General features: G+C 35.1%; 14 protein-coding genes and 2 pseudogenes. 6 read left to right on the top strand and 10 right to left on the bottom strand.

From position 1 onward, the window contains the following. Nucleotides 1-309: 309 nt before the first annotated feature. Nucleotides 310-621, bottom strand: a complete 312-nt coding sequence (locus UABHE_RS21790; protein WP_372365403.1) for a hypothetical protein — start codon at nt 619-621, stop codon at nt 310-312. 425 nt (nt 622-1,046) lie between these two features. Between UABHE_RS21790 and UABHE_RS21785 the strand changes: the two are divergent. From UABHE_RS21785 to UABHE_RS21775, 3 genes and pseudogenes are all read left to right on the top strand, one after another. Beyond that, nucleotides 1,047-1,622 (top strand): annotated as a pseudogene (locus tag UABHE_RS21785) (recombinase family protein); the annotation flags it as partial. A gap of 770 nt (nt 1,623-2,392) precedes the next feature. Beyond that, entirely contained in the window at nt 2,393-2,608 is a 216-nt protein-coding gene (locus tag UABHE_RS21780) for a hypothetical protein (protein WP_372365402.1), read from the top strand. Nucleotides 2,609-3,143: 535 nt separating this feature from the next. Then, nucleotides 3,144-3,443, top strand: coding sequence for a hypothetical protein (locus UABHE_RS21775; protein WP_372365401.1), 300 nt, complete (start codon nt 3,144-3,146; stop codon nt 3,441-3,443). Between the two features lie 415 nt (nt 3,444-3,858). On the opposite strand, the gene UABHE_RS21770 is transcribed toward UABHE_RS21775, so the two are convergent. Both UABHE_RS21770 and UABHE_RS21765 read right to left on the bottom strand, forming a co-directional pair. Next, the gene (locus tag UABHE_RS21770; protein ID WP_372365400.1) at nt 3,859-4,887 is read right to left on the bottom strand and encodes a hypothetical protein; all 1,029 of its coding nucleotides are present in this window, start codon (nt 4,885-4,887) and stop codon (nt 3,859-3,861) included. A gap of 284 nt (nt 4,888-5,171) precedes the next feature. Further along, nucleotides 5,172-6,206, bottom strand: coding sequence for a tyrosine-type recombinase/integrase (locus UABHE_RS21765; protein ID WP_372365399.1), 1,035 nt, complete (start codon nt 6,204-6,206; stop codon nt 5,172-5,174). 367 nt (nt 6,207-6,573) lie between these two features. On the opposite strand from UABHE_RS21765, the gene UABHE_RS21760 reads away from it, so the two are divergent. Genes UABHE_RS21760 through UABHE_RS21750 form a run of 3 tightly spaced genes read left to right on the top strand, consistent with a single transcriptional unit; the run spans nt 6,574 to nt 12,149 of the window. Then, the gene (locus UABHE_RS21760; protein WP_372365398.1) at nt 6,574-7,068 is read left to right on the top strand and encodes a nucleoside 2-deoxyribosyltransferase domain-containing protein; all 495 of its coding nucleotides are present in this window, start codon (nt 6,574-6,576) and stop codon (nt 7,066-7,068) included. A 23-nt stretch (nt 7,069-7,091) separates the two neighbouring features. Beyond that, a complete protein-coding gene (locus UABHE_RS21755; protein WP_372365397.1) occupies nt 7,092-10,913 on the top strand; it encodes a DEAD/DEAH box helicase family protein in 3,822 nt (1,273 codons plus the stop codon). Nucleotides 10,914-10,934: 21 nt separating this feature from the next. Continuing rightward, nucleotides 10,935-12,149 (top strand): cytochrome P450, encoded by a 1,215-nt coding sequence (locus UABHE_RS21750; protein WP_372365396.1) that lies wholly within the window; start codon nt 10,935-10,937, stop codon nt 12,147-12,149. On the opposite strand, the gene UABHE_RS21745 is transcribed toward UABHE_RS21750, so the two are convergent. The 7 genes and pseudogenes from UABHE_RS21745 to UABHE_RS21715 all read right to left on the bottom strand — a co-directional run bounded on the left by UABHE_RS21745 (nt 12,120) and on the right by UABHE_RS21715 (nt 20,677). Further along, complete coding sequence (locus UABHE_RS21745) at nt 12,120-12,329, bottom strand: hypothetical protein (protein ID WP_372365395.1); 210 nt, start codon at nt 12,327-12,329, stop codon at nt 12,120-12,122. The genes UABHE_RS21750 and UABHE_RS21745 overlap by 30 nt on opposite strands. 155 nt (nt 12,330-12,484) lie before the next feature. Further along, nucleotides 12,485-12,697, bottom strand: a pseudogene (locus UABHE_RS21740) (leucine-rich repeat domain-containing protein); the annotation flags it as partial. Nucleotides 12,698-12,751: 54 nt separating this feature from the next. Continuing rightward, nucleotides 12,752-13,168: an EamA family transporter gene (locus UABHE_RS21735; protein WP_372365394.1), complete on the bottom strand. Its 417-nt coding sequence runs from the start codon at nt 13,166-13,168 to the stop codon at nt 12,752-12,754. 3 nt (nt 13,169-13,171) lie between these two features. After that, on the bottom strand, nt 13,172-14,092 hold the full coding sequence (locus tag UABHE_RS21730; RefSeq protein ID WP_372365393.1) for a GNAT family N-acetyltransferase: 921 nt from the start codon (nt 14,090-14,092) through the stop codon (nt 13,172-13,174). A gap of 361 nt (nt 14,093-14,453) precedes the next feature. Then, complete coding sequence (locus UABHE_RS21725) at nt 14,454-17,624, bottom strand: efflux RND transporter permease subunit (RefSeq protein ID WP_372365391.1); 3,171 nt, start codon at nt 17,622-17,624, stop codon at nt 14,454-14,456. A gap of 9 nt (nt 17,625-17,633) precedes the next feature. Continuing rightward, nucleotides 17,634-19,265, bottom strand: a complete 1,632-nt coding sequence (locus UABHE_RS21720) for a hypothetical protein (protein WP_372365390.1) — start codon at nt 19,263-19,265, stop codon at nt 17,634-17,636. Continuing rightward, the gene (locus UABHE_RS21715) at nt 19,262-20,677 is read right to left on the bottom strand and encodes a TolC family protein (protein ID WP_372365389.1); all 1,416 of its coding nucleotides are present in this window, start codon (nt 20,675-20,677) and stop codon (nt 19,262-19,264) included. Before UABHE_RS21715 ends, UABHE_RS21720 begins: the two co-directional genes overlap by 4 nt. Between the last annotated feature and the right edge of the window lie 550 nt (nt 20,678-21,227).

The following is a 21,227-nucleotide window of genomic DNA, read 5'->3' as shown; positions in this document are numbered from 1 at the left end:
TACTCTTCGAAAAATATTCCGTAGAATATTCTATAAGATATCCTTACGCCTAAAAAAAATCTGGTAGGCTAATTAAAGCAAGGTTCTTATGAAGAATTTTTATTTTTTTTGAATAAGATCCTTGATCCAGCGAATATAATGAACACAAAAAGATTCAAGAGTGCATAAATCAATGATGCTTATTTCCAAGTGATCCAAAAATCTTCAATTGACTTCTGGATCACTTATTTTCTATACATATAGATGACTTAATATTAAGTCATAGCACAACGTAGTTCAATGCAAAGCACTAGAAATAAATATTTTCAATTATATTCTGACAAAGATTTTAGTTTCTTTAGTTTTACTATTCGTCTTTCTTATGTTGGTCTTTTTTGATAATTCAATTTCGTAGATTTCTCCGTCTTCAGCAAAAAAATACCATTTAGTTTTTAATCCACAGTGTAATTGAGAACAAGTCCCACTCTTTACGAAGAGTACATCTTGATATGTCCTATCGCACAGTACACCAAGTAATGGTACGCATGGTTTTTTTACTTTAATTTCTTTGTGTTTGAAGTATGAGCGTACAACATAAAGTAAAATTGCAAACGCTGTATCAAGAAGTTGTTGCAGTGTCATGTTTTACTCCTTACCCAAGATGATTTTTTAAGAGATATTGCATTCATTAGGATTTTTTCTTCTGAACCTACTTATTGACTTTACACCTAAATTACAACTTAAGATTTCTTGTTAGGAGTTCATGAAAAGCATAGCACTGGATTGATTTAGTGTCAGTCGATTAAATGTAGTAAAGAACGGCTGTCGTTAATTAGGCTTAGAGGCGTTGGGCGCACAACCCTTTTAAGCCATTTGGACAATAAACCGAGACGAAACGATACAAACTCTACGTTTACAAAAACCCTCGTTTAATTAAACTACCTCAAAAACAAAACAATTCTTGAAAACTCTTGCCCATAAAGTACAATAAACTGGTTCATAAAAACAAAGTTCAAAATATTTTTTTTTCTTAGCTAAAATGAATTTTCCAAGTAGGAGTGAGAAAATTGAAAATTGGATATGCAAGGGTAAGCACGAAAGACCAAAGTTTTCGGTTACAAGTTGACGCACTGAAAAAAATTGGTTGTGAAAGAATATATAAAGAAGTTGTTAGCGGTGCAAAAGCAGAACGGAAAGTACTTCAAGAAATGCTTGATAATCTTCGTAAAGGAGATACTTTGGTTATTTGGAAGCTTGACAGACTAGGGAGATCTTTGAAGCATCTTGTTGAGTTGGTAGAGTTGCTCACTAAAAACGATGTAGGGCTAAAGAGTCTTAACGATCCAGTAGATACTACAACAGCTCAAGGCAGATTAATTTTTAATATATTTGCATCTTTGGCTGAATTTGAAAGAGAGCTTATTCGAGAAAGAACAATTGCAGGGTTAGAGTCAGCTCGCGCGAGAGGTCGAAAAGGTGGCCGACCAAAAGGACTCTCTAAAGAAGCAGAAGCGACTGCTTGTGCAGCACAGGCATTGTATGAAGAGAAAACACTTAGTATTAGCAAAATTACAGAGAAACTAAACATTTCCAGAGCTACACTCTACAAATATTTGAAATATCGAGGAGTAAAGGTTGGTAGTACTGCATCATAAATGTATCAAATCAATTGTTTAATAAAATGAGCGTTTTTATATACAATTTTGGAAGTTGCTACAATAAACACAAAAGCATGATGATTGGACTTGGAGACAGGATAAAACTTGCAGGAATACTCTATGCGGCTCTCAATATACAGCAAAAGGAGAAATTAAAATAGTACAAAGACCAACCAACAGACAAGATAGATTACAAAGCCTGAAAATCTCTTGAATAACCTAGAAATTTAAACCTGTTGGAAAAAATATTAGCTCTATACTAGAGCTAAATTTTGTATAATTAATAAGAAAAAATAAGCAAAAGAATGGAGCGAATAATGAATGATTTCAAGTGGCGGCATTTTCAAGGTGAAATAATATTATGGGCAGTGCATTGGTAATTTAAGATCAATAGGTTCTGGCTATCTCAGATGCATGTAAACCTGTATTCAAACCAATCTTAATCGTTATCCTTAATGGTAGATTTTAATTTTACTTTTTTTCTTCTATCCGCTCCTTTGAGTAGCTCTTTTGCTTCTTTCTTTGCGATATAACTTTCAGCAGACGATTCTATTTTATTGTAAATAGCACGGCTGCGAAGCGTTGCTGTTTTGCCCTAAATGCTTAATTTCGCTCAAATTTCTATGATAAGAACTTTGGTTTTTTAGTTGGATTAGTCACGTTTTTTACGTGATCTTTGCTTGATTTTTACTTGAAATGTCATCTTTTATACATTATAATTCTTTAGTCAACGAATTCGTTTAGTAAGGATAAGTATGAAAAAGAAAAATTTAACTTTGACATTAGATGAAAAATCGAATCAAAGACTTGAAGAGCTAAAAGAAGTTCTTGAGCGTGATAGTCTTGCTGGCACGATAAAAGCTTGTTTAACTTTGGTGCACAATCTTAAAAAATACACTTACAATGGTACACTTACTATTATTGATGAAAATGGTAATAAACAACCTGTAACTTTTTTTTTGAATATGTAGGAGAAAACTATGAAACCTGAAGTTGAAATTAGAAAGCTCGAAAGAGAAAATAGAAAGCTCGAAAGAGAAATTAAAATAACTTGTACTTTGCTTGTAATCTCAACTATAGTTTTTTTTATATTCCTTGAAGGAGTTTGGTTTTTTTTCCATTCACCCATTGTACTCTTTAGTTTTGGAATACTACTTCGACAATTACTAAAATGCTTTTTGTCGCTAATTAAAACCCTTGTGAAAAAAATATTTAGAAACATTAGGCAAGAGATTGCAAGTGAAAGAACAGGCATATTACAAAAGTTCTATCTATGCAAACTAAAACTGAAAAGCGAGTATAACTCAATAACACAATCCTATGTCTTATCGTTTTACCGCAGGAGGCTATGTTCCCTAAACGTCAAATAGCATATTTATCAAATGCTTAAAAGCACGTTTATTTAGCATAAAAGGGGGCGGAGACATGCTAAAAATTTTAAACCGTTTACAACATGTACAGCTCATTGTACCCTGTCTCCCTGTGTTGTTAGTTGTGGAGAAAAAAATGACTAACATCTATAAAATAAAATCTGCGGACCATCAAACGAAAGAAAATATTGGAAATGAAATAGTAAAGCTAGAAGAAAGAATGGATCAAATAGATAAAAAATTTGGGCCAGGATTGTTAATTCGCTTAAAAGAAGTCGAAAAAGAATTCGGAGAATTCAAACGAAAAAAGACTTTCTATGAGCTGTTCAAACAGAAATTTAAAGATACTCTCGTGGACAAAATTGTAAAAATGATAGTCGCTGGTATCTCTGCTCTATTTGGATTTCTTATAGCTTGGTTAACGAATAAATCATAGCCTAGCACTTGTTGCCCCGTAAGGGGCTTTTTTATTGTTTTTTAGAGAATCGCTAACCTGGTTTAAACTAATTGTATAAGAGTAGTTACACTGTTATTTTAGCTCGAATTAAATTATGAATTAGAGAAACATGTTTCTCTAATCTCTTGATATCGTAATCAAGCTATCTCCTAAGACACCATAACTGTAGTTCAGAAAAACGGTCAATTTTCTTTTGTATCAAATCGCTTAAATAATTTTTATCGATAGACCATTGAAAGATACAGAAGTCCCTGTTTGGGTACTTGAGGTATCTTTCTATAAATAACTCTCAAATTCCCAATATTCAAATTTTGAATAAAAGCTTTATTTTTGAATCGTTATAACTGAATTCGCGAAAGATACACAATAGGGAAAAGTATCTTTCAGTTGAGAACTATACAAAATTTAATTTTTTCTTCAGTAATACTTTAGCTGCGCAGCGGGTAAATTGATACAGCCTACTAACTTCTTTTTGGTCGTATTTCCCTAAACTAGCTTTGTGAGCAATTTCACTGCGGAGCTTGTACATATTCCGTACTGCATCACAAAGATTGTTTTTGTATGGGTGATCAATCGGCAACGATGTAGATATACAGGTTTTGTTCGTATCAATGATACTATCAAGGCTTTCTTTAATTGATTGTTTTTTTAGTACCCCTACTCTTGATATGATAGACTCGCGGATCTTGATGTCTTCTTCATTCAAACACTCTATATTCTTTATCGCCTTGATAGCTTTCTTTACCATTTCCTTATGCTTTTCACTTTTTTCCTTACATTCTGCAAGTATTTCTAAGCATGTTACCAAACTAAGGATTCTCAAAAGTATATTACCAGTTGAAATAGCATTAATATATGCTTGTAGCGCAAGCTCACCTTGTTGATCATTCGCTGGAGTTTCATCTTTGGAATATTCTATAGCTTTTGGTAAAAGTTCATATTTGATAGGCTTTTGAATACGACCAACGCATCCTCCCCAGTCGACGATTTTTTTTTGCTCAGAAACAATCACTGGAGACGTGATGTCGGCAATTCCATCTGTTTTTATAGAAGCGGTTTCTTTATCACCACTCCATCCTGCATCTATTGCTTCCTGCCAAGAGGCATGAAAACTCATAGATTTTTGACTAGCATTGCTCAGAGAGTCTTCTATCTGTATAGAAGTATCACATTCTATTATTAAGTAGGAAAATGTTCTCTTTACCTGTTGAAACAATTTATCTGCTCTATCATAAGATGTTATACCTGAGAATTTTAGGATACTCATTCCTCTACCTTCAACACTTTCTACACAAGCGTTATTTATTAATTCATTTAAATGCTTTATCAAAATATGAATATCCAAAACAACATCATCATTAACATGAAGAGGAACGTAGAGTGTAAATATCTCGTCTCCGCTTCCTTTCGTTATCGGTTTCATTAAAAACCTTTCATTGTATTTTAGGTCTAGAAGTTAATAAAGTGAAAGAGACACACCCTCGTTATGCATCTTTACATTAAATTATACTCACATGAAGCTATTCTCGGCATCAAAAAATTTCCAAGTAATAAAAATACTGACCCACAATGGAACCAGTGATATAATGGGACAAAACAAAAAAGCCACAAGTAATTATTCGCGAGTTACTTGTGGCTTTCAGTGTTTCAAAATTAGAACAGATTTCTAATCTGTTTCACCATTTTTGTGATTAAGTTTATCTTATTCTAATAGGGCAATTTCTCAATAATATCAATTCCATATTCTGGTGCAAGATGCAAATATTTTTGCATCGTTGACCATTTTTTGTGGCCAACGATATTCATAATTTTTTGAGGCTCCACACCTGCCATCAATAGATTACTAATATAAGTACTTCTACAGTTATGCAGTTTGTAATTTTTATCTTTGCTCAATAATCCAATTTTTTTCACGGCTTTTATCATAGCGCGAAAACGCGATCCAACTCCAGTTCTAACATTTTTCTTGCCTGTATTTGTAGAAAACAAAAAATCATTCTTCTTTTCTATTTCTTTATTGAGTATCTTGATGCACTCATCGTTAAGAGGAATAACCCGTGCATAGTTTGCTTTTGTGTTTTCTGAAGGTATGTATAATTTTCTATTTTCAACATCAACATCTTTTTCTTTAATGTTACAAAGTTCATCGCAACGTATTCCGGTTGCTATCAAAACATAAAAAATACCATCTAAAGTTTTGTAATGGTTGTGATTTTGCATGAATTCGCGAAGCTTGATTATTTCTTTGGGAGTTAAATATTGTGGTTTGTTTGCTTGTGCTACAGGCAAACTTTTAAATGATGCAAATGGATTTTTGGTTACTAATTCTTCTTCCATTGCCCATTTGAACATTCTGTTTATTGTTTTGAGGTCAAAATTTATAGTAGTGTTAGAAACGTCTTTTCTATAATCTGCGTATTTCTTCCAAGTTTTTCGTTCTATATCACTACAAGTAAATATCAATTTTTTCCCGCAGAACTCCAAGAATTTTTTGATAGACTGCTCTTCTCTTATCGCGGATCGCAACTTCTTAAACTCGCGGCAAAACTTTAAATACTGATTTGATAAATTATCTATACTTAGAGAGTCTTCAATATCAATTCCAATTTCTTTTTTTTCTAGATCATATTTTTTCTGACCTTCCCATATTTGAGCTAGTTTTTTTGTTGAAAAAGTCTTTTGGAATTTTTGTCCATTGTGTCGTACTGAGCCACGCCATTTACTACGAAATCTATGCGCCATTTTACTATCCCCTATTGCCTATGAAATTTGTGAAAATTTGTGCGCCATATGTGAGCCACATTATACAATTTATGTCTTTTTTTTCACAGGAAAATGATATTTGATAGTGTAAACAAAACAACAACAAATTGAATTAACTCTTTAAAAAAAAGGGATTAGGGACTTCCTGATTTTATGGAGAAAATTAGGTATGAAAAACATGCTTTGAATTAACCATTCATAAACCCCTTATTCCTTGTAAAACAAGAGTTTAAGGGGTTGTTTTTTTTTATGTGCGCTATATCTATAAAAATGTTATTCTAAATAAATAATAACGTTGATCACACAATTGCCGTAACTTATAAGTAACTTATAAAAAGGATATACGATGGCACAAATCATAAAAGCACCTCAGAAAGTTGAGTGGAGTAATAAAAAATCAGTTTTTCTTGCTGGAAGCATTGATGGTGGTGCAAGTGTTAACTGGCAAATTACCGCAGAAAATGCCCTTAAAGATTTAGACATACTTGTATTCAACCCACGCCGCGACGATTGGGATTCTTCATGGAAACAATCTATTGAAGATCCTCAGTTTAAAGAACAAGTCGAGTGGGAGCTAGACCAACTCGACAGCGCCACACACATCTTAATGTACTTTGCTCCAGATGGCAAATCTCCAATTACTTTGTTAGAGTTAGGTTTACACGCAGTCCGCGACAATATAGTTTTGGTTTGCTCAAAAAATTTCTGGCGACGTGGTAATGTAGAAATAGTTGCTGCGAGATACAACATTCCTCTGTATGAAAATCTAGAGCAAGGACTAGAAGTTCTTCGTGAAAAACTTCTCGCAAATAATGCGAATGTTGATGACGAAACAGAGTAAATAACTATACGAAAGGTAGTTTTATGACAGAAAAAGAACTCGCTTTAGCTGTTAGAAGAGAAACAAAGCCTACTTATAAAGCTGCAACTGAGGATGGTAAGACTGTTAATGACGTGGCGAATAAAGGTTTGAAAAAAGGTCAAGTTGCCATTCGCAAGCGAAATGGAGAATTCCATGGTGTGGCAGTAGAAGTCCTTGAAGATATAAAACCTCTTCTTACCAATATACGTGTAGCAAAAGCAATACTTTTTTTGTCTGACAATGATATTGACAGCGCTTTACTTGTTCTTAATTTAAAACAGGAAGTGCAAAAAGAACAAAATCACTTGGGTATCCTCTACGAAGTACTAAAAATCTGGTTACAAAAAAACGAATTTGTGGTTCCGCAAGAGTATATAAAAAAATCTTGTAGGATAGAGTGTTCTGAGTTAAAAAAATGGGTTTTACGTTCGAGGCATCAACCAATAGATGTGCCTTTAAAAGTCAAGTCTATTGGTAAATCAAAAGCTGGACATAGTGTTGTTCCTGAAGAATGGCTAGAACGTGTCTTTGTAAATGCACAACATTTGCATCGCGAAATGGATACTCTTGATTGGCGCAAAGGCAAAGCACCTGTTACCTTTTGTTGTAGTTATAGCATGAGAGTTCGCGAAGACTACTGTTGGCAAACTCTCAATAATTTTCTATATGACTTTGCACCACAAATAGCTATTGAAATAACATATGTTAACAACAAGTTAAAAACACAAGTTCATGACTTTGTAGAGCAAAAACAATATCAACTATGGTTGCAAAAATCGCGAAGCGCACAGTATTTACCTGCCATTACTCATCACTCTCTAAAAATAATTATTGCTTGTGATATAGAACAAGTTTGTTGCTCTCCTGTTTACGAACGTAGTGAGAATGTTGGTCTTTTAGTTTCTACTTTACAAAAAGCTATTCGCCGCGGTCGCGGAGCAGCAAATTTAGCCGTAGAGGTTGCCAATAAACTCGCATATTCGCCGTCCTATAGCCTACCAGAATATCAATTTGCACGAGTAAGTGGTTCGCGGCAACTGGTATGGCGACTTTTCATCACCATTTTGGAAGATGTTGAACCTTATGAAGAGAGAGATGGTTATCTCGGCCTATTAGATTTAGCTTGTTTATCTGTACTTACACATTTTGACGCGAGCATACAATTAATCCCTGCGATTATTGAAAAAATTACCGATACAGTTCTTCTTGTGCAAAACAAAGATAACAAAGGGCAAAATTGGCCATGGAAAAATGGCAAGGAAAAGAATGTCGATATTGAACAAAAAACCTTTGAATTAAATCGCAATGAAAATAGTATGATTGTTGCCCTCAAAACAATGCCAATGATGGAAGGAGATCGCAAACTTTTACTTAAAAGTATAGACTATTTATCTAAGTGGCCAAGTAAAATGCTTTTAAATAAGCAAGAATTACAAACACAAAGTTGTCCAAAAATTGCATTTGAAACAAAACGAGCTTCCTATGATATGCACTGCTTGCCAGGTCTTGTTTTACAAGTCCAAGCAAATCTTCCTTTTGTGCCGCACCACTTGAAAAATCATACAACAAAGGGGTTAGTAAATTTTATTTGGGATTATTCTTCTTCTAAAAATGTTAGAAATAAAACGATTTCTCCTGTGGACAAAGAACAAATTCAAATTCTTAAGACTCTTCAAGATACTCAGGAGCATCTAATTTGTGCCACAAAATACGAATTTGATTTTGTAAAATCAAAAAGTAAAGAAAGCTCTGGTGAGAAGCCAAATGCGAGAGAAAATCGTATTGCTTTTCAAATGATATTTGGACAAAAAGTTACTCTTCCAACAGTAGGCAAATTTAAGTCCGCAGAAATTGTAGTTGCAGGAAGCGCAAAAAAGCCTTGTAAGGTTAAAAGAAAAAACATATTTCTTAGTGGAAAGCAAAGATTCGAAGCCGAATTACACTATGTTAAACACATGGCAGTTGATCGGCAAATTACAATTCCTGCAGCTCCTCCAGGTTTTAAGTGGATATGGCAAAATAAAAACAAAGTAAATATTCGGGTCGAATTGCAGCACAGCGATAACAAAAATTTTGAAAATGAAATTTTGTTTTTTGTCGAAGGAATCTCATTAAACGCATTTAATGCAGCACCGATTTTAGTTTCTCTCAACAGTGTAAACCATGACCAACTTCCAGATCACTTTGAAAAAATCGTAAAACAGAGTTTATATATTATTGAAAGCAACTCTAAAATTAATCATAAATTGCGCTCTATCCATCGTGCGCGCAAGAAAACACAAAATTTTAATGTCTATGATTGGAAACAATTGGCTCTGAGTTCCCCACTTCCTCCTGTTGTGTGGCGAAATGTCATTGTAAAAATGCATAATAATTTTAACAATGAAGTACTGATTGGACCGATTGATCGCAACGGAAAAAGACTACACGAATCGATCAGTTATCTATATGAAGGAACATTACTGAGAATTTTCAATTTTCTAAGTTTTTTATATCCTGAGTGCATCACTCTTAGAGGAAAATATAAGTTTGTTATCAATAAAAATACCTCAGCCTATCTACACCTAAAAAGCTGCTTAAACACTTTAGCGTTTGCAGAACAACAAACATCAACAACATCAACTATAACTTCTGAAATAACAACAACGTTGTGGGATCACCAGAAAAGTGCGAGTAATGAAATTGCACATGGATTAATAAACGCAGGAAAAAAAGGTTACGGTGATGCATCAAACGTTGGAGCAGGAAAAACTTTAACTGCTTTAGCTGTTTTGAGTAAAATATTACACCACAACATTGAGGAAAACAATTATCGCGGGTTTTTAGTACTACTACCTACCGAAAAATTATATAAAACGTGGAAAGATGAGATTTACAAACATACCAAAAACTTCCACTATATTGCGCAAGATGCAAATGGTAAATTAAGCGCTCAAATTCAAGCAAATTCAATTGTGATCACGACTCTTGGACGAATGCGCAATCACCCACTACAAAATTTATGGCAGTTAGTTGTGATCGATGAATGTCTATCAGTGCAAAATAAGAATGCTTTGCAAACAGAAGAAGCTTGGAGACAAGTTATTTCGTCGCAATACGGTGTTATTATGATGAGCGCAACTTTTTTTCGCTCGCGATTTGATAAACTTTTTTATATGTTAAAAATGTTACGTAGCGGACTTCCAGAACAAAAAGTATACTTAGATACAATACTGAGCGAGTCGATTATTTGTCATATACCAAAAGAATCTAAAAAATGGATAACAGCAACTCGCAAATTTCCACTGCCGTCAAAAATGCGCCAGGAATACTCTGAAATTGCCTCTGAAAGTCTCTCTTCTCAGCAAGTTTATATTGCGTTAAGCAAATATTTGCACAAACATTTTGATTATATAAATTGTTTTTCTTCAATTATATCGCAGCTAGAAAAAACGGAAAAAGCGCTAATTTATGCTAAAAGTAAAGAAGAAGCTAATGATATAGCTGAAAAAATTCCAAACGTTTCTCGTTACCCCGACAAGTCAAAAAAACATGTTGTTGTCTCATATGCAGAAGGTACTTACGGACTTAACGACTTAATCTCTTACAGCACAATCGTAACAAGACCTCCTGAACCTGATAAACTTCCGCAGATGAAGGGTCGCTTGGACCGGCCTGGACAAAAAACGCAAGTACTTCGTATAAAATATTTGTTGGCAGAGAACACTATCGACGAAGCGTGGCTATTTCGACTTGAAATGGCCAATAGTTTTTATAAAAATCACATTCTACCACTTGCAACTTTTTATGATATTGCTGTGGGCCGAAAAAAACAACCTAAGTAAGATAATTTTTAGGATTTTGCTATGACTAAATTTATACAATACAATCCACTAGATTCAGAAATTTTCGCTAATCCGTACCCTTGCTACGAGGGAATTTTAAACAACGAGCCAGTGCACTGGAATGAAATGTTCAAACTGTGGATGATTATGGGTTATGATGATATTATAACTTTTTACAAAGACAAGCGTCTTTCATCGCAGCGAGTACCTTTAATAATGAAACGTATTCCTGAAGAAATTCGCGGAAAAATGAATCCTTTATCTAGTTCTTTATCTTTATGGATGTTGTTTTTGGATGCGCCTGCTCACACGAGAATAAGATCTCTTATAAGCAAAGTTTTTACCCCTAAGTACATAGATACATTAAAATCAGATATCAAAATCATTACTGAAGAATTAGTCGATTCATTTGTTGAAAAAGGTCAATTTGATATCATAGGTGATTTTGCTTATCCACTACCTGTAATTGTCATTGCGCGGTTACTTGGAATACCAGAAGAAGATCGCGATTTATTAAAAGTTTGGTCGGATGGAATTGCTGCTATTCTCGGCGCACCAAGTTTTACTTCACAAATAGCTATAAATGCCAACAAGTATATATCTGAACAAAATGAATATTTTCGAAAAATTGTTAAAGAGCGTCGCAAAAATCCTCAAGATGATCTGATCAGTCTTCTTATACATGCCGAAGAGCAAAACGAAATTTTAGGCGAAGAGGAAATATTAGCTACTTGTAGTTTACTATTGTTTGGAGGTCACGAAACAACGACAAATCTGATTGGCAATGGTATGTTGGCATTATTAAATCACGACAGCGAAATGCAAAAACTGCGCAATGATCCGACACTTATCGCACCTGCAGTAGAAGAAATGTTACGCTTTGATAGTCCTGTGCAGTGGAACAACCGAATAGCAAAGGAAAATATTGAATTTGCAGGTCACCATATCAAAAAAGGGCAAGCGGTTATGCTTGTTATCGGTTCAGGAAACCGCGATTCTCAAAAATTTTCAAACCCTCAGAAATTTGATATTACTCGAAAGAAGCACAAACACTTGGCTTTTGGTTATTCTAGCCACTTTTGTATAGGAGCAGCTCTTGCGCGCTTAGAAGGAAAGTATGCTGTTAACACACTGCTACAAAAAATAGAGAACATAGAGCTAGATTGTTCGGAATTGCAGTGGCGAAAAGACTTAGGTTTTCGCGGATTAGTTAATTTTCCAGTGAAAATTAACTGATTTATGATACCCTTCTAAAGAAGAGAACGACGCAAATCCTTTTGAAATGATAGAAATCTGATTGTCACTTAGGTTTAAGACTTCTAGTCCAAGTTCCTTTAGAGTAACAGAAATCCGATTGTTATTTAAATTTAGAGCATAAAGAAAAGAGCTAAATTCTTTTGAACAATAGAATTTCATTATGACTCAGGTCAAGATTTTGTAAAGAAGAGAGCTCAAAAAGTTCTCGTTACTTTTTAATTTAGTTGTTTTCTGGGTCTAGAAGATCTCTTATTAAGAGTTTTTGTACAGAAAGCAACTGAGCAATGTCTTCTGGAATCTTGGAAATTTGATTATTATTTAAGTTTAGTTGTCCTAGAGGAGGAAATCGCGCAAGTTCTTTCGGAATTTGCGAAAATTTGGTTATTATTTAGGTATAGATATTCCAAAAATGGGATCTGTACAAGTTCTTTTGAGATTACTGAAATATTATTGTAAGATAGATCTAAACTTCGTAAAGAAGAGAGTTGCTCAAGTCCCCTAGGAATCACTGAAATATTATTGTAAGATAGATCTAAACTTAACTTTAGAGTTTTAAGAGAAAAGAGCTATTTATAACACTCTCAAACTACAGTAATCAGCAGTGAACCGCAAAACATCATTGTAATACCAGCGATCTTAGTTGCGGTTAGAGGACTACCAAATAGTACAGAACCAACAATTGTAACAATGACGATATTACAAGAAAGAATTCCAACAACATATCCTGGATTTGGCGCTATGCTAATGGCTTTTATCGTAAAATAGTTGTAAAAAAATGCAACGAATCCCAACACCACAAACCAAATTACTAAATTTGTGGGTATTTTAAAACGCGAATTCCTGGTGACTGCAAAACAAAACATCATCATTGTCGTAGATAGCAAAAAATAAAAATTAATAATCTCAGTCTGTAATCCAGAAATGGTTATTTTTTTTAAAATAACCATCAATACCGAATGACTCACCATAGCAATAACAGCATAGTGTATCCAGTGCATATTTTACAGTTCCTTTATATACCAACACTCACAGCGGAAGTGTCCCGTATTTCCTATTGGCTTTTTTAAAGGTGTAAAGCCAAGTTTTTTGTATAGATTTCTCGCCTTATCCATTGCAAAAGCCGTTTCAAGATAGCATTTTTCAAATCCAGATTCTTTGGCTTTTTCTAAACACATCTTCAGTAGCTTTTCGCCCAAACCCAGTCCACGTGCTTCGGGAAGCAGGTACATTTTTTGTAGTTCGCAAATATTTGTTTCACCTTTAAGTGTTGCAAAACCCCCTCCGCCAATCACTCGCCCTTCTTTTTCAGCAACAAAATATTGTGCACTAGATTTATTATATGTTGTGAACATATCGTTAAGTTCATCGTCATCAGCCGCCGTTCCTGGTCCTGAAAATTCAAATTCAGCTAAAACGCGACGAACGATAGAAGACATCGCTCCATTATCTTCTTTGGTAAGAGAACGAACGATAAATTCCTCTTCTTGGCGGCAATTTGCAAGGGCTTTTGCGTAAAGTGATAAGCCTTGTTCCACGGTTTTTTGCTCATGTACTGTCAGTATATTCAGTGCTTTTTGTACATGATTATTGGCCACTTCATTGATCGCATCAACTTGATTTTGTCCTTCTTCTGTTAAAATAACTAATTTTTGACGTCGATCATTAGGGTTTTGACTATACTCTAAACATTTTCTTTGAATCAACTCATATGCAACACGACTCATCGTTGACTTATCTAGTTGTAAAATTTTTGCCAAGTCGCCAATTGTAAGCATTTTGTGTTTTTCTACTTCTAAAAGAGCATGCCCTTCGGAATAGGTCATTTCTAATTGTTGGTGTTTACCTGCTAGCAAACCTAGTTCTCTAATCATCCCACGTGAAGATTGGCGCACAGAGGAAACAACTTCTAACATATCGATCATTTTATTTCTCCAACAAAATAGTCAATTAAATAATTGCAAAAAGAAACAGTTGCATGGCACAACTATATCAGAATGAAACTATTTGTCAATTTTAATTTAAGAGAATAAATTATAGATAGAAGTTCGTTACGAATTTAATAGAAACGATCATATCATCACTCAAACTACTCAATCCAAATAATACAAGAAGCTAAGTTTACAGCGTAGACAAGCTCGAAAAATAGTCAAGAATGATCCTATCTCTTCAAGATAGAAACAACCAAGATGAACTGTACTTGGTTGTATTTCTCGCAATATTTTTGATTTGATGATTTTTTGTACTAGAGATTCTTTTTTCGCATTTTGGGTCATAAAATTGAGTTTACTGTTGTGGATTTTGAAAAGCAAGTGACATCTCTTCGGTGGCAGCATCATATACTTCAGGAACAATTGCCATTTTTTCCGCTGCTGGTTTGCCAAACATCCAAAAAAGAGCAGGAACGACAATAAAATCAAGTATAGTAGCCGATATTAACCCACCAATGATTACTGTGGCAACAGGGTATAATATTTCGCGTCCTGGTTCTCCTGGAGCCAAAGCTATAGGGACTAATGCAATTCCACTTGTTAAAGCAGTCATGATAACTGGCACCATTCTTTCCTTACCAGCTTGAATAATCATCTGTGGGCTAAATGCCATCTTATCATCACGCATAAGATGCACATAGCGATCTAACAACAGAATTGAGTTTCGAGCAGCAATTCCACCCAGAGAAATGAGTCCGACCATTGTTGCTACAGAAATATCTTGATTACTAAGAACAATATAAAGCATTGCACCTACAAAAGCCATGGGAATACTGGTAAGCACAAGAACGGCAAAACTTGCCGATTTAAAGTGAGCATATAGCACTAAAAACATAATAATTAGTGACACAAAACTAAGAATAAAAATGCGCTTAGTTGCACTGATTTGCGCTGCGTACTGACCACCAATTCGAATAGAGTACCCTGTTGTTTTAGCTAACTCTTCTCTAAGTGGCTTAAGTGCTTGTTGTATATCAGCAATAACTTCACCAAGAGAGCGACCTGCAACATTGTGTTGTACTACAATTAATCGCGATACATTTTCGCGGTTAATATTATTGGGCGTTTTACCTAGGTAAACATTTGCCAAATCAGAAAGACGTAACAGTGCTCCATTTTCGGTGCGCACCTTTAACTTGCGAATATCATCTAGATTTTGCCTTTTTTGGTATTTGAGTCTTACAATAATAGGATAAGTGAATGAGCCTATTTGCATACGCGATACTTCTTCGCCTTCCATCGCCAATTCAACAAATTCTGCGATTTCTTCTACACTAACACCAAGCTTTGTTAATTGTTCGCGGCGAGGTTCAATTACTATGTGATCAACAAGAACTTGCTGCTCGACGTACAAATCAACAACTCCAGGTATTGGTTTTATAGCACTTTCAATTTTTTTGGCAATAGAACGTAGTGTTTCCAAATCTTGTCCATAAGTTTTAATAGCCACTTGTGCTTTTACACCTGAAAGCATGTGAGAAAGCATATGTGAAAGAGGTTGGTCAACTTCTGAAGGAATTCCAGGAAACTCTTTTTTTAGCTTTTGACGTATATCAGCAACAACTTCATTACGCGATAAATTGGCTTTCGGATCAAATGTTACAAAAATTTCGGTGATATTGACTCCGTGAGCAATCTCATCATTCTCTGAACGACCTGTTCTTCTGCCAATGTTGTGTACTCCAGGAACAGATACTAATATTTTCTCTAAGCGTTTTCCAAAATCGTTAGAAGTTTTAAGTGCCACTTCTGGTGGTAAATACATATTTACTTGTGCAACACCTTCGTTGAATGGTGGTAAAAATTGCGAACCACTATTTATCAGTAAAAAGAGGCCAACAAGCACTGTAACTAAAAATACCGCTAACACACTGCTATGGTTGCGAATACTAAAAGATATTACTGTACCTGTTAGATTTTTCAACTTGCGGACAACCCAAGTGTCGCCTTTTGCTTTTTCATTTTTGGTCGATAGTAAATAATAACAAAGTATAGGGGTTATAGTTAGTGCTACAATAAGTGAGGAAGCAACACTTAGAATATAAGCAATTCCTATTGGTACAAACAAGCGTCCTTCTAAACCGGCAAGAAAGAAAAGGGGCAAATAAACGACAATAACGAGAAGTGTTCCGAAAAGAATAGGTTTTCTAACTTCACTAGAGGCGCGAAATATAACCCATAAAGGATGTTTTGGTTGCGTAAGAACTGCATTCTCGCGCAAACGTCGATAAACATTTTCAACATCGACAATAGCATCATCGACAAGAGCACCAATCGCGACAGCTAAACCTCCTAAGGTCATTGTATTAATTGAAAGTCCAAATAGATCGAAAATAATCGTGGTTATTGCAACCGACAATGGGATCGCAGTCAGGGTAATAAATGTCGTTCTTATACTCATTAAAAACAAAAACAATACTAAAAATACTAAAGCACCTCCGTCGCGTACCGCTTCGACAACATTGTGTATTGCTCGTTCAATAAAAATAGACTGTTGAAAAATATCGGGAACAATGGTAATGTCTTTTGATAAACCTTTTTGTAGTGAAAGTAGCTCCTTGTTTATTTTTTCGGTAACAGCGACAGTGTCGGTTCCAGGTTGCTTAAAAATCCCCATAATGACACCTTCATAAGCGTTGATACCGGCGTCTCCAACACGAATAGCTGCAGGCCCAAATTCAACCATCGCTACATCGTTTATGGTAATAGGTCGTATTTTATCAAAACGAACTACCGCTTTTTGCAGTTGCTTTTTATCAATAATACGTCCCGTTACAGTAATTGAAGGACCTTTAGCACCGATATTTATAAATCCACCCGCGGAATTTATATTTGCTTTTTCAACGGCCTTGGCTACCTCGGCAAGGGTTACGTCAAAAGCACGCATGCGATCAGAGTTAACAATAACTTGCAATTGTCTTGGAGCACCACCAATGGAAATGATTTGCGAAATACCTGGAATGGCAAGTAAACGATATTTGATTTTATAATCGACTAAAGCGCGTAATTCGGTAGTTTTTATTGTCTTGCTTTGTATACCAACAAGTTGAATTTGTCCCATAATACTTGATATAGGAGCCATTTGTGGATTTGCCTCTTTAGGAAGCTTGCTCTTTGCTAATTGAATTTTTTCCTGCACAATTTGGCGATTGCGATAAATATCGGTATCCCACTCAAATTCAACGATAATAATCGAAATTCCCAGCCCTGAGGATGATCTTACTCTTTCGACACCAGTTGCACCATTAAAAACCTGTTCTAGAGGAATAGTGATGAGGCGTTCGACATCCTCAGGAACTAAGGAGTGAACTTCGGTCACAACCGTAACTGTTGGTCGATTGAGATCAGGTAAAACGTCAACAGGCATCGTAAAAGCAATAAATGTACCGTAAACCGCGATAAAAAGTGAAGCGAAGATAACGAGTATGCGATTTTTTAATGAAAAAGCGATAATTCTATTTAACATATTACTCTCCTAATGTGCGTGTCCATGCCCTGCATTTTCATCGGTTCCTTCAGCTGATTTAATAGCTAACTCCAACGCAAAAGCACCATAGTGAACAATTGGATCACCAGGAAAAATATCGGCGTTATTACTCACCACAACAACTTCATGATCTTGATAAAGAACTTCTACTTCTAGGGGCTTAAAGACATCACCATTTTGTAAAAAAACCACTTTTTTATTTCCATTTTCAGCAAGAGCATCTTTGGGGAAAACATATACTTTTTCAAAAACTTTTGTTGGTACACGTATTACATACTTCTGTTTTGCACGTATTTTCCACGTTCTTGTACTTGTATTCTTATTTATACGACGAATGGCATGTTCTTTATTTTGTAAACGAATGTACGCACTCATAAGCCCTGTTTGTGGATCACTTGTTGCGTTATCAATAATCAAATTGTCAAGTTTAGGACCTTCACCTTCTAAAAGAGGATGTCCCACAAGGGTAAGTTTTTTTTCTACAGCGTCTAGAATGGTAATGCGTTCACTACCTTGTGGTTTTATCACTAAATACATTTGCCTATTATTTTTGAGAATGGCTAAACGCTCTCCTTCGGAAACTAGCTGTTGTTTTTTAACTAAAACTTTATAAACATCCCAATCCTTTGCAAACTTAGGAGTAATGATTTTAACTTGATTGACAAAAATGTTGTGTTTATATAGATAATCAATTTTATCTAATGTATAACCATGTTGCAGTAAGCCACCTATTTCTAAAAAATGTTTAGTGGCAGCGGGATTTTTATCAAACCATCGAATTAGATTTTTGTGAATAAAACCCGATGCGACTAATTCACCAGTTGTCGCCATTGTCCAATGAATGGATTGCAATTTTTTAGGGAGCATACTATATAAATTTTCTGCCAAAGAATTCCATAAACCGTGGTGCTCTAACGCTTGCTTCCATACTTTAACATTAAAATGCGGAAATTCCCCTGATTTGCCTGATTCAATTTGCTGACGTGATATTCCGTGCCGTAATAAATTTTCGATTATAATATTTTCTTCGTTCTTAGCGCGATCAATTTCATATTGTATTTCAATGAGTTTCTTTTTCGGAATCAGGGGATATTTGTTGTTTTTACTGTTACTGTATTGTTGAAGACGAGAGCGCTCCTTTTCCAGTATTTCTATACTTTTGATTATCCGGCGAAATTCAATAAAAGATTCATGAAATTCTTTCGTTGCTGACTGAAGAATATCTTGTGTTAGGTTGAGTTCTGCACGCGGAAGTTTACTTCGTACTAAAGAGAATAATGTTTGTTTTTGCGAAACCATTTGTTGTTCGCGTATAAATATTCGCGAAATACGCCCACTTATTGGTGCAAAAATAGGTTGTTCAGTGCTTGGAAGTTCTTCGACTATAGCAGGAATACTCTCATATTTACTAAAGCTAGTTAAATTAACTTCGCGAACGACGATTCCCATATTTTTAAGAGCTTTTTCTGAAAGGGATGGTACTACATTGTGGTCAGTATGGTCATTGTGCTTTTCACTTTCAAAACTTTGAGATTTTCCCATTCCTACAAACCAGCCTCCTGCTAATCCTATGCTAGCACAGAGCAAACTCAAAAGAGTAGTTGATAGTATTTTTTTCATTCTTGAACTCCTTTCGCTGGAGAGAATAAATCTTTAATTGTAGTTGCTCCTTGTTCTTGTTCTTGTTCTTGTTCTTGGGGAAGAAGCGATAGGGGCATTCCAATAATTTTCTCTACTTCCATCCACGCGTAGTACATGGCTTTTTTGGCTGAATGCATTTCAAGTAACGAATTAGCAAGAGAACGTTCCGTGTCAATATAGCGAATAAAATTTAATTCACCACGCTTTAATATTTCTAGAGCCAATTCCACATTTTCTTGCGCTTTCTTGCTAATAACTTTAGCTTGATTATGCCTATTTTTTTGCAGTACATAATCTGCATGGGAAGCTTCCATTCTTGCAAGAGCCCTGTTTAGAGTACTATCGTATTTGGTTTTAATAACACGTCGTTGTCCTTCTTGTGATTTTATGGCTACTTGATTTTTATCAAAAATAGGCACTGGAAAACGAACAGAAACTCCCCAAACATTGCGATCTTCTCCAGGATCCCCTTCAAAAGAAGGAGATACTATAAGATCAGGTGTTTGTTTGGTAATTTCAAGGTGTAATCGTTTTTCTACAATTTCATGAGAGGCGCGTAAAAGAGCTAACTGTGGATGGTTGCTGAGAAGAATTTTTTTTAATTGTTCTACTGATGGCATTTTTGATGGTAATTGTGGATAAATTTGTGGTTGTGTAAATTGAAAGAATTTGCTATTAATTCCTAAAATTTCAGAAAGCTTTCCTTTTAACTGCAATATTTGACGTTCAATTTTTTTTAATTGCGCGCTCTTTTGTAAAACTTCTAACTCAATGATTCCAACATCGAAGGCGGTAGTTACTCCTGCTGCGACAAGTTCTTTAGTAATAGACGAGCTATTATTCACTGTGTTTATAATACGGTCATGTAGTTTGCGATGTTCTTCCAAAAATAATAGGTCGATATAAATTTTTCGCAATTTGAGGTATTCACTACGATGTTGCAAAACATAGCGTAGGTAAGCATACTTTGCCGCAGCAGTATTAACCTCATCTTGTTTAGTAAGTCGACTACTTAAAGGTATGGTAAAGCCAAATGCAACAAGGGGTTGAACCCTGCCACCACTGTCATTTCCAAGTTGCGTTCCAATAAGAGCTCCAAGTTCAAGCCGAGGATTTGGAAGCGGCGTATTGATCGCAGCGATGTCTTTAATTTTTTTATACTCTGCACGCACTTCTTTTAAGATTGGGCTGTTTGTTCCAAGAATTTTTACTGCTTTGAGGAAAGTAAATTGTTGATGAACAGGTTGCTGCGTTTCCAAACGATCAGTCAACATTGCCTTACGTGACGAATCAATTTTTTCCAACGATTGAGTTGGAATTATAGGCTGCGGTTGGTAAGATTGGCATGCGCAAAATAATACAGAAACTGTTATGAAAAAATATATCACCATGATTACCTCCTACAAAATTATTGTGATTTCTCTAATAAAACTTCCAATGAATCACTTATTATTGTAGACAGCAAAAATGAAAAAGTCCTTAAGGAATTATGAAAAAAAAATGAAAATTTAGAATACACGTCAGATAAATTCCTTGGGAATTTATAGAAATTGGATTGTTGCCTAGATATATTCTAAAGAGAGTTCGCAAATTTAGTTGTGCTTCTCACAGCATCTTTGATTTCACTGTTCTTTGCATTCAAAACATCCTTATTTGATGTTAAGATATTGTCAAATCAATCAAACTACTTTCAATCGATTTGACAATATCAACACACCATTAGGGCGTGCCATCATTCAATGCAGATAAAAATATAACGGATTCATTTAATGATACGCCAGTAGTATTGAGCTCGAGCCCGTTTGCGAGCCCGCGCCCGAAAACTTTTGAGAGCGACAGAAAGTGATTTATTGGTTCAATACTAGTTTTTTGCGATGGAAAAAAAAACTTTGCTTCTTTGATAAATTGTTAGTGAAAGTTTCGGAAACGGGCTCGGGCTCG

Origin of the sequence: Candidatus Uabimicrobium helgolandensis, assembly GCF_041508025.1 — a bacterium.
Taxonomy (GTDB): domain Bacteria; phylum Planctomycetota; class Uabimicrobiia; order Uabimicrobiales; family Uabimicrobiaceae; genus Uabimicrobium; species Uabimicrobium helgolandensis.
Note: the sequence above shows the minus strand (reverse complement) of the source record. Positions and strands in the feature narration are given on the sequence as shown.

Bases quoted from the DNA above. Each gene is read 5' to 3' on its own strand.
- UABHE_RS21790 (WP_372365403.1), bottom strand. From the start codon at position 621: ATGACACTGCAACAACTTCTTGATACAGCGTTTGCAATTTTACTTTAT.
- UABHE_RS21780 (WP_372365402.1), top strand. From the start codon at position 2,393: ATGAAAAAGAAAAATTTAACTTTGACATTAGATGAAAAATCGAATCAA.
- UABHE_RS21775 (WP_372365401.1), top strand. From the start codon at position 3,144: ATGACTAACATCTATAAAATAAAATCTGCGGACCATCAAACGAAAGAA.
- UABHE_RS21770 (WP_372365400.1), bottom strand. From the start codon at position 4,887: ATGAAACCGATAACGAAAGGAAGCGGAGACGAGATATTTACACTCTAC.
- UABHE_RS21765 (WP_372365399.1), bottom strand. From the start codon at position 6,206: ATGGCGCATAGATTTCGTAGTAAATGGCGTGGCTCAGTACGACACAAT.
- UABHE_RS21760 (WP_372365398.1), top strand. From the start codon at position 6,574: ATGGCACAAATCATAAAAGCACCTCAGAAAGTTGAGTGGAGTAATAAA.
- UABHE_RS21755 (WP_372365397.1), top strand. From the start codon at position 7,092: ATGACAGAAAAAGAACTCGCTTTAGCTGTTAGAAGAGAAACAAAGCCT.
- UABHE_RS21750 (WP_372365396.1), top strand. From the start codon at position 10,935: ATGACTAAATTTATACAATACAATCCACTAGATTCAGAAATTTTCGCT.
- UABHE_RS21745 (WP_372365395.1), bottom strand. From the start codon at position 12,329: ATGAAATTCTATTGTTCAAAAGAATTTAGCTCTTTTCTTTATGCTCTA.
- UABHE_RS21735 (WP_372365394.1), bottom strand. From the start codon at position 13,168: ATGCACTGGATACACTATGCTGTTATTGCTATGGTGAGTCATTCGGTA.
- UABHE_RS21730 (WP_372365393.1), bottom strand. From the start codon at position 14,092: ATGATCGATATGTTAGAAGTTGTTTCCTCTGTGCGCCAATCTTCACGT.
- UABHE_RS21725 (WP_372365391.1), bottom strand. From the start codon at position 17,624: ATGTTAAATAGAATTATCGCTTTTTCATTAAAAAATCGCATACTCGTT.
- UABHE_RS21720 (WP_372365390.1), bottom strand. From the start codon at position 19,265: ATGAAAAAAATACTATCAACTACTCTTTTGAGTTTGCTCTGTGCTAGC.
- UABHE_RS21715 (WP_372365389.1), bottom strand. From the start codon at position 20,677: ATGGTGATATATTTTTTCATAACAGTTTCTGTATTATTTTGCGCATGC.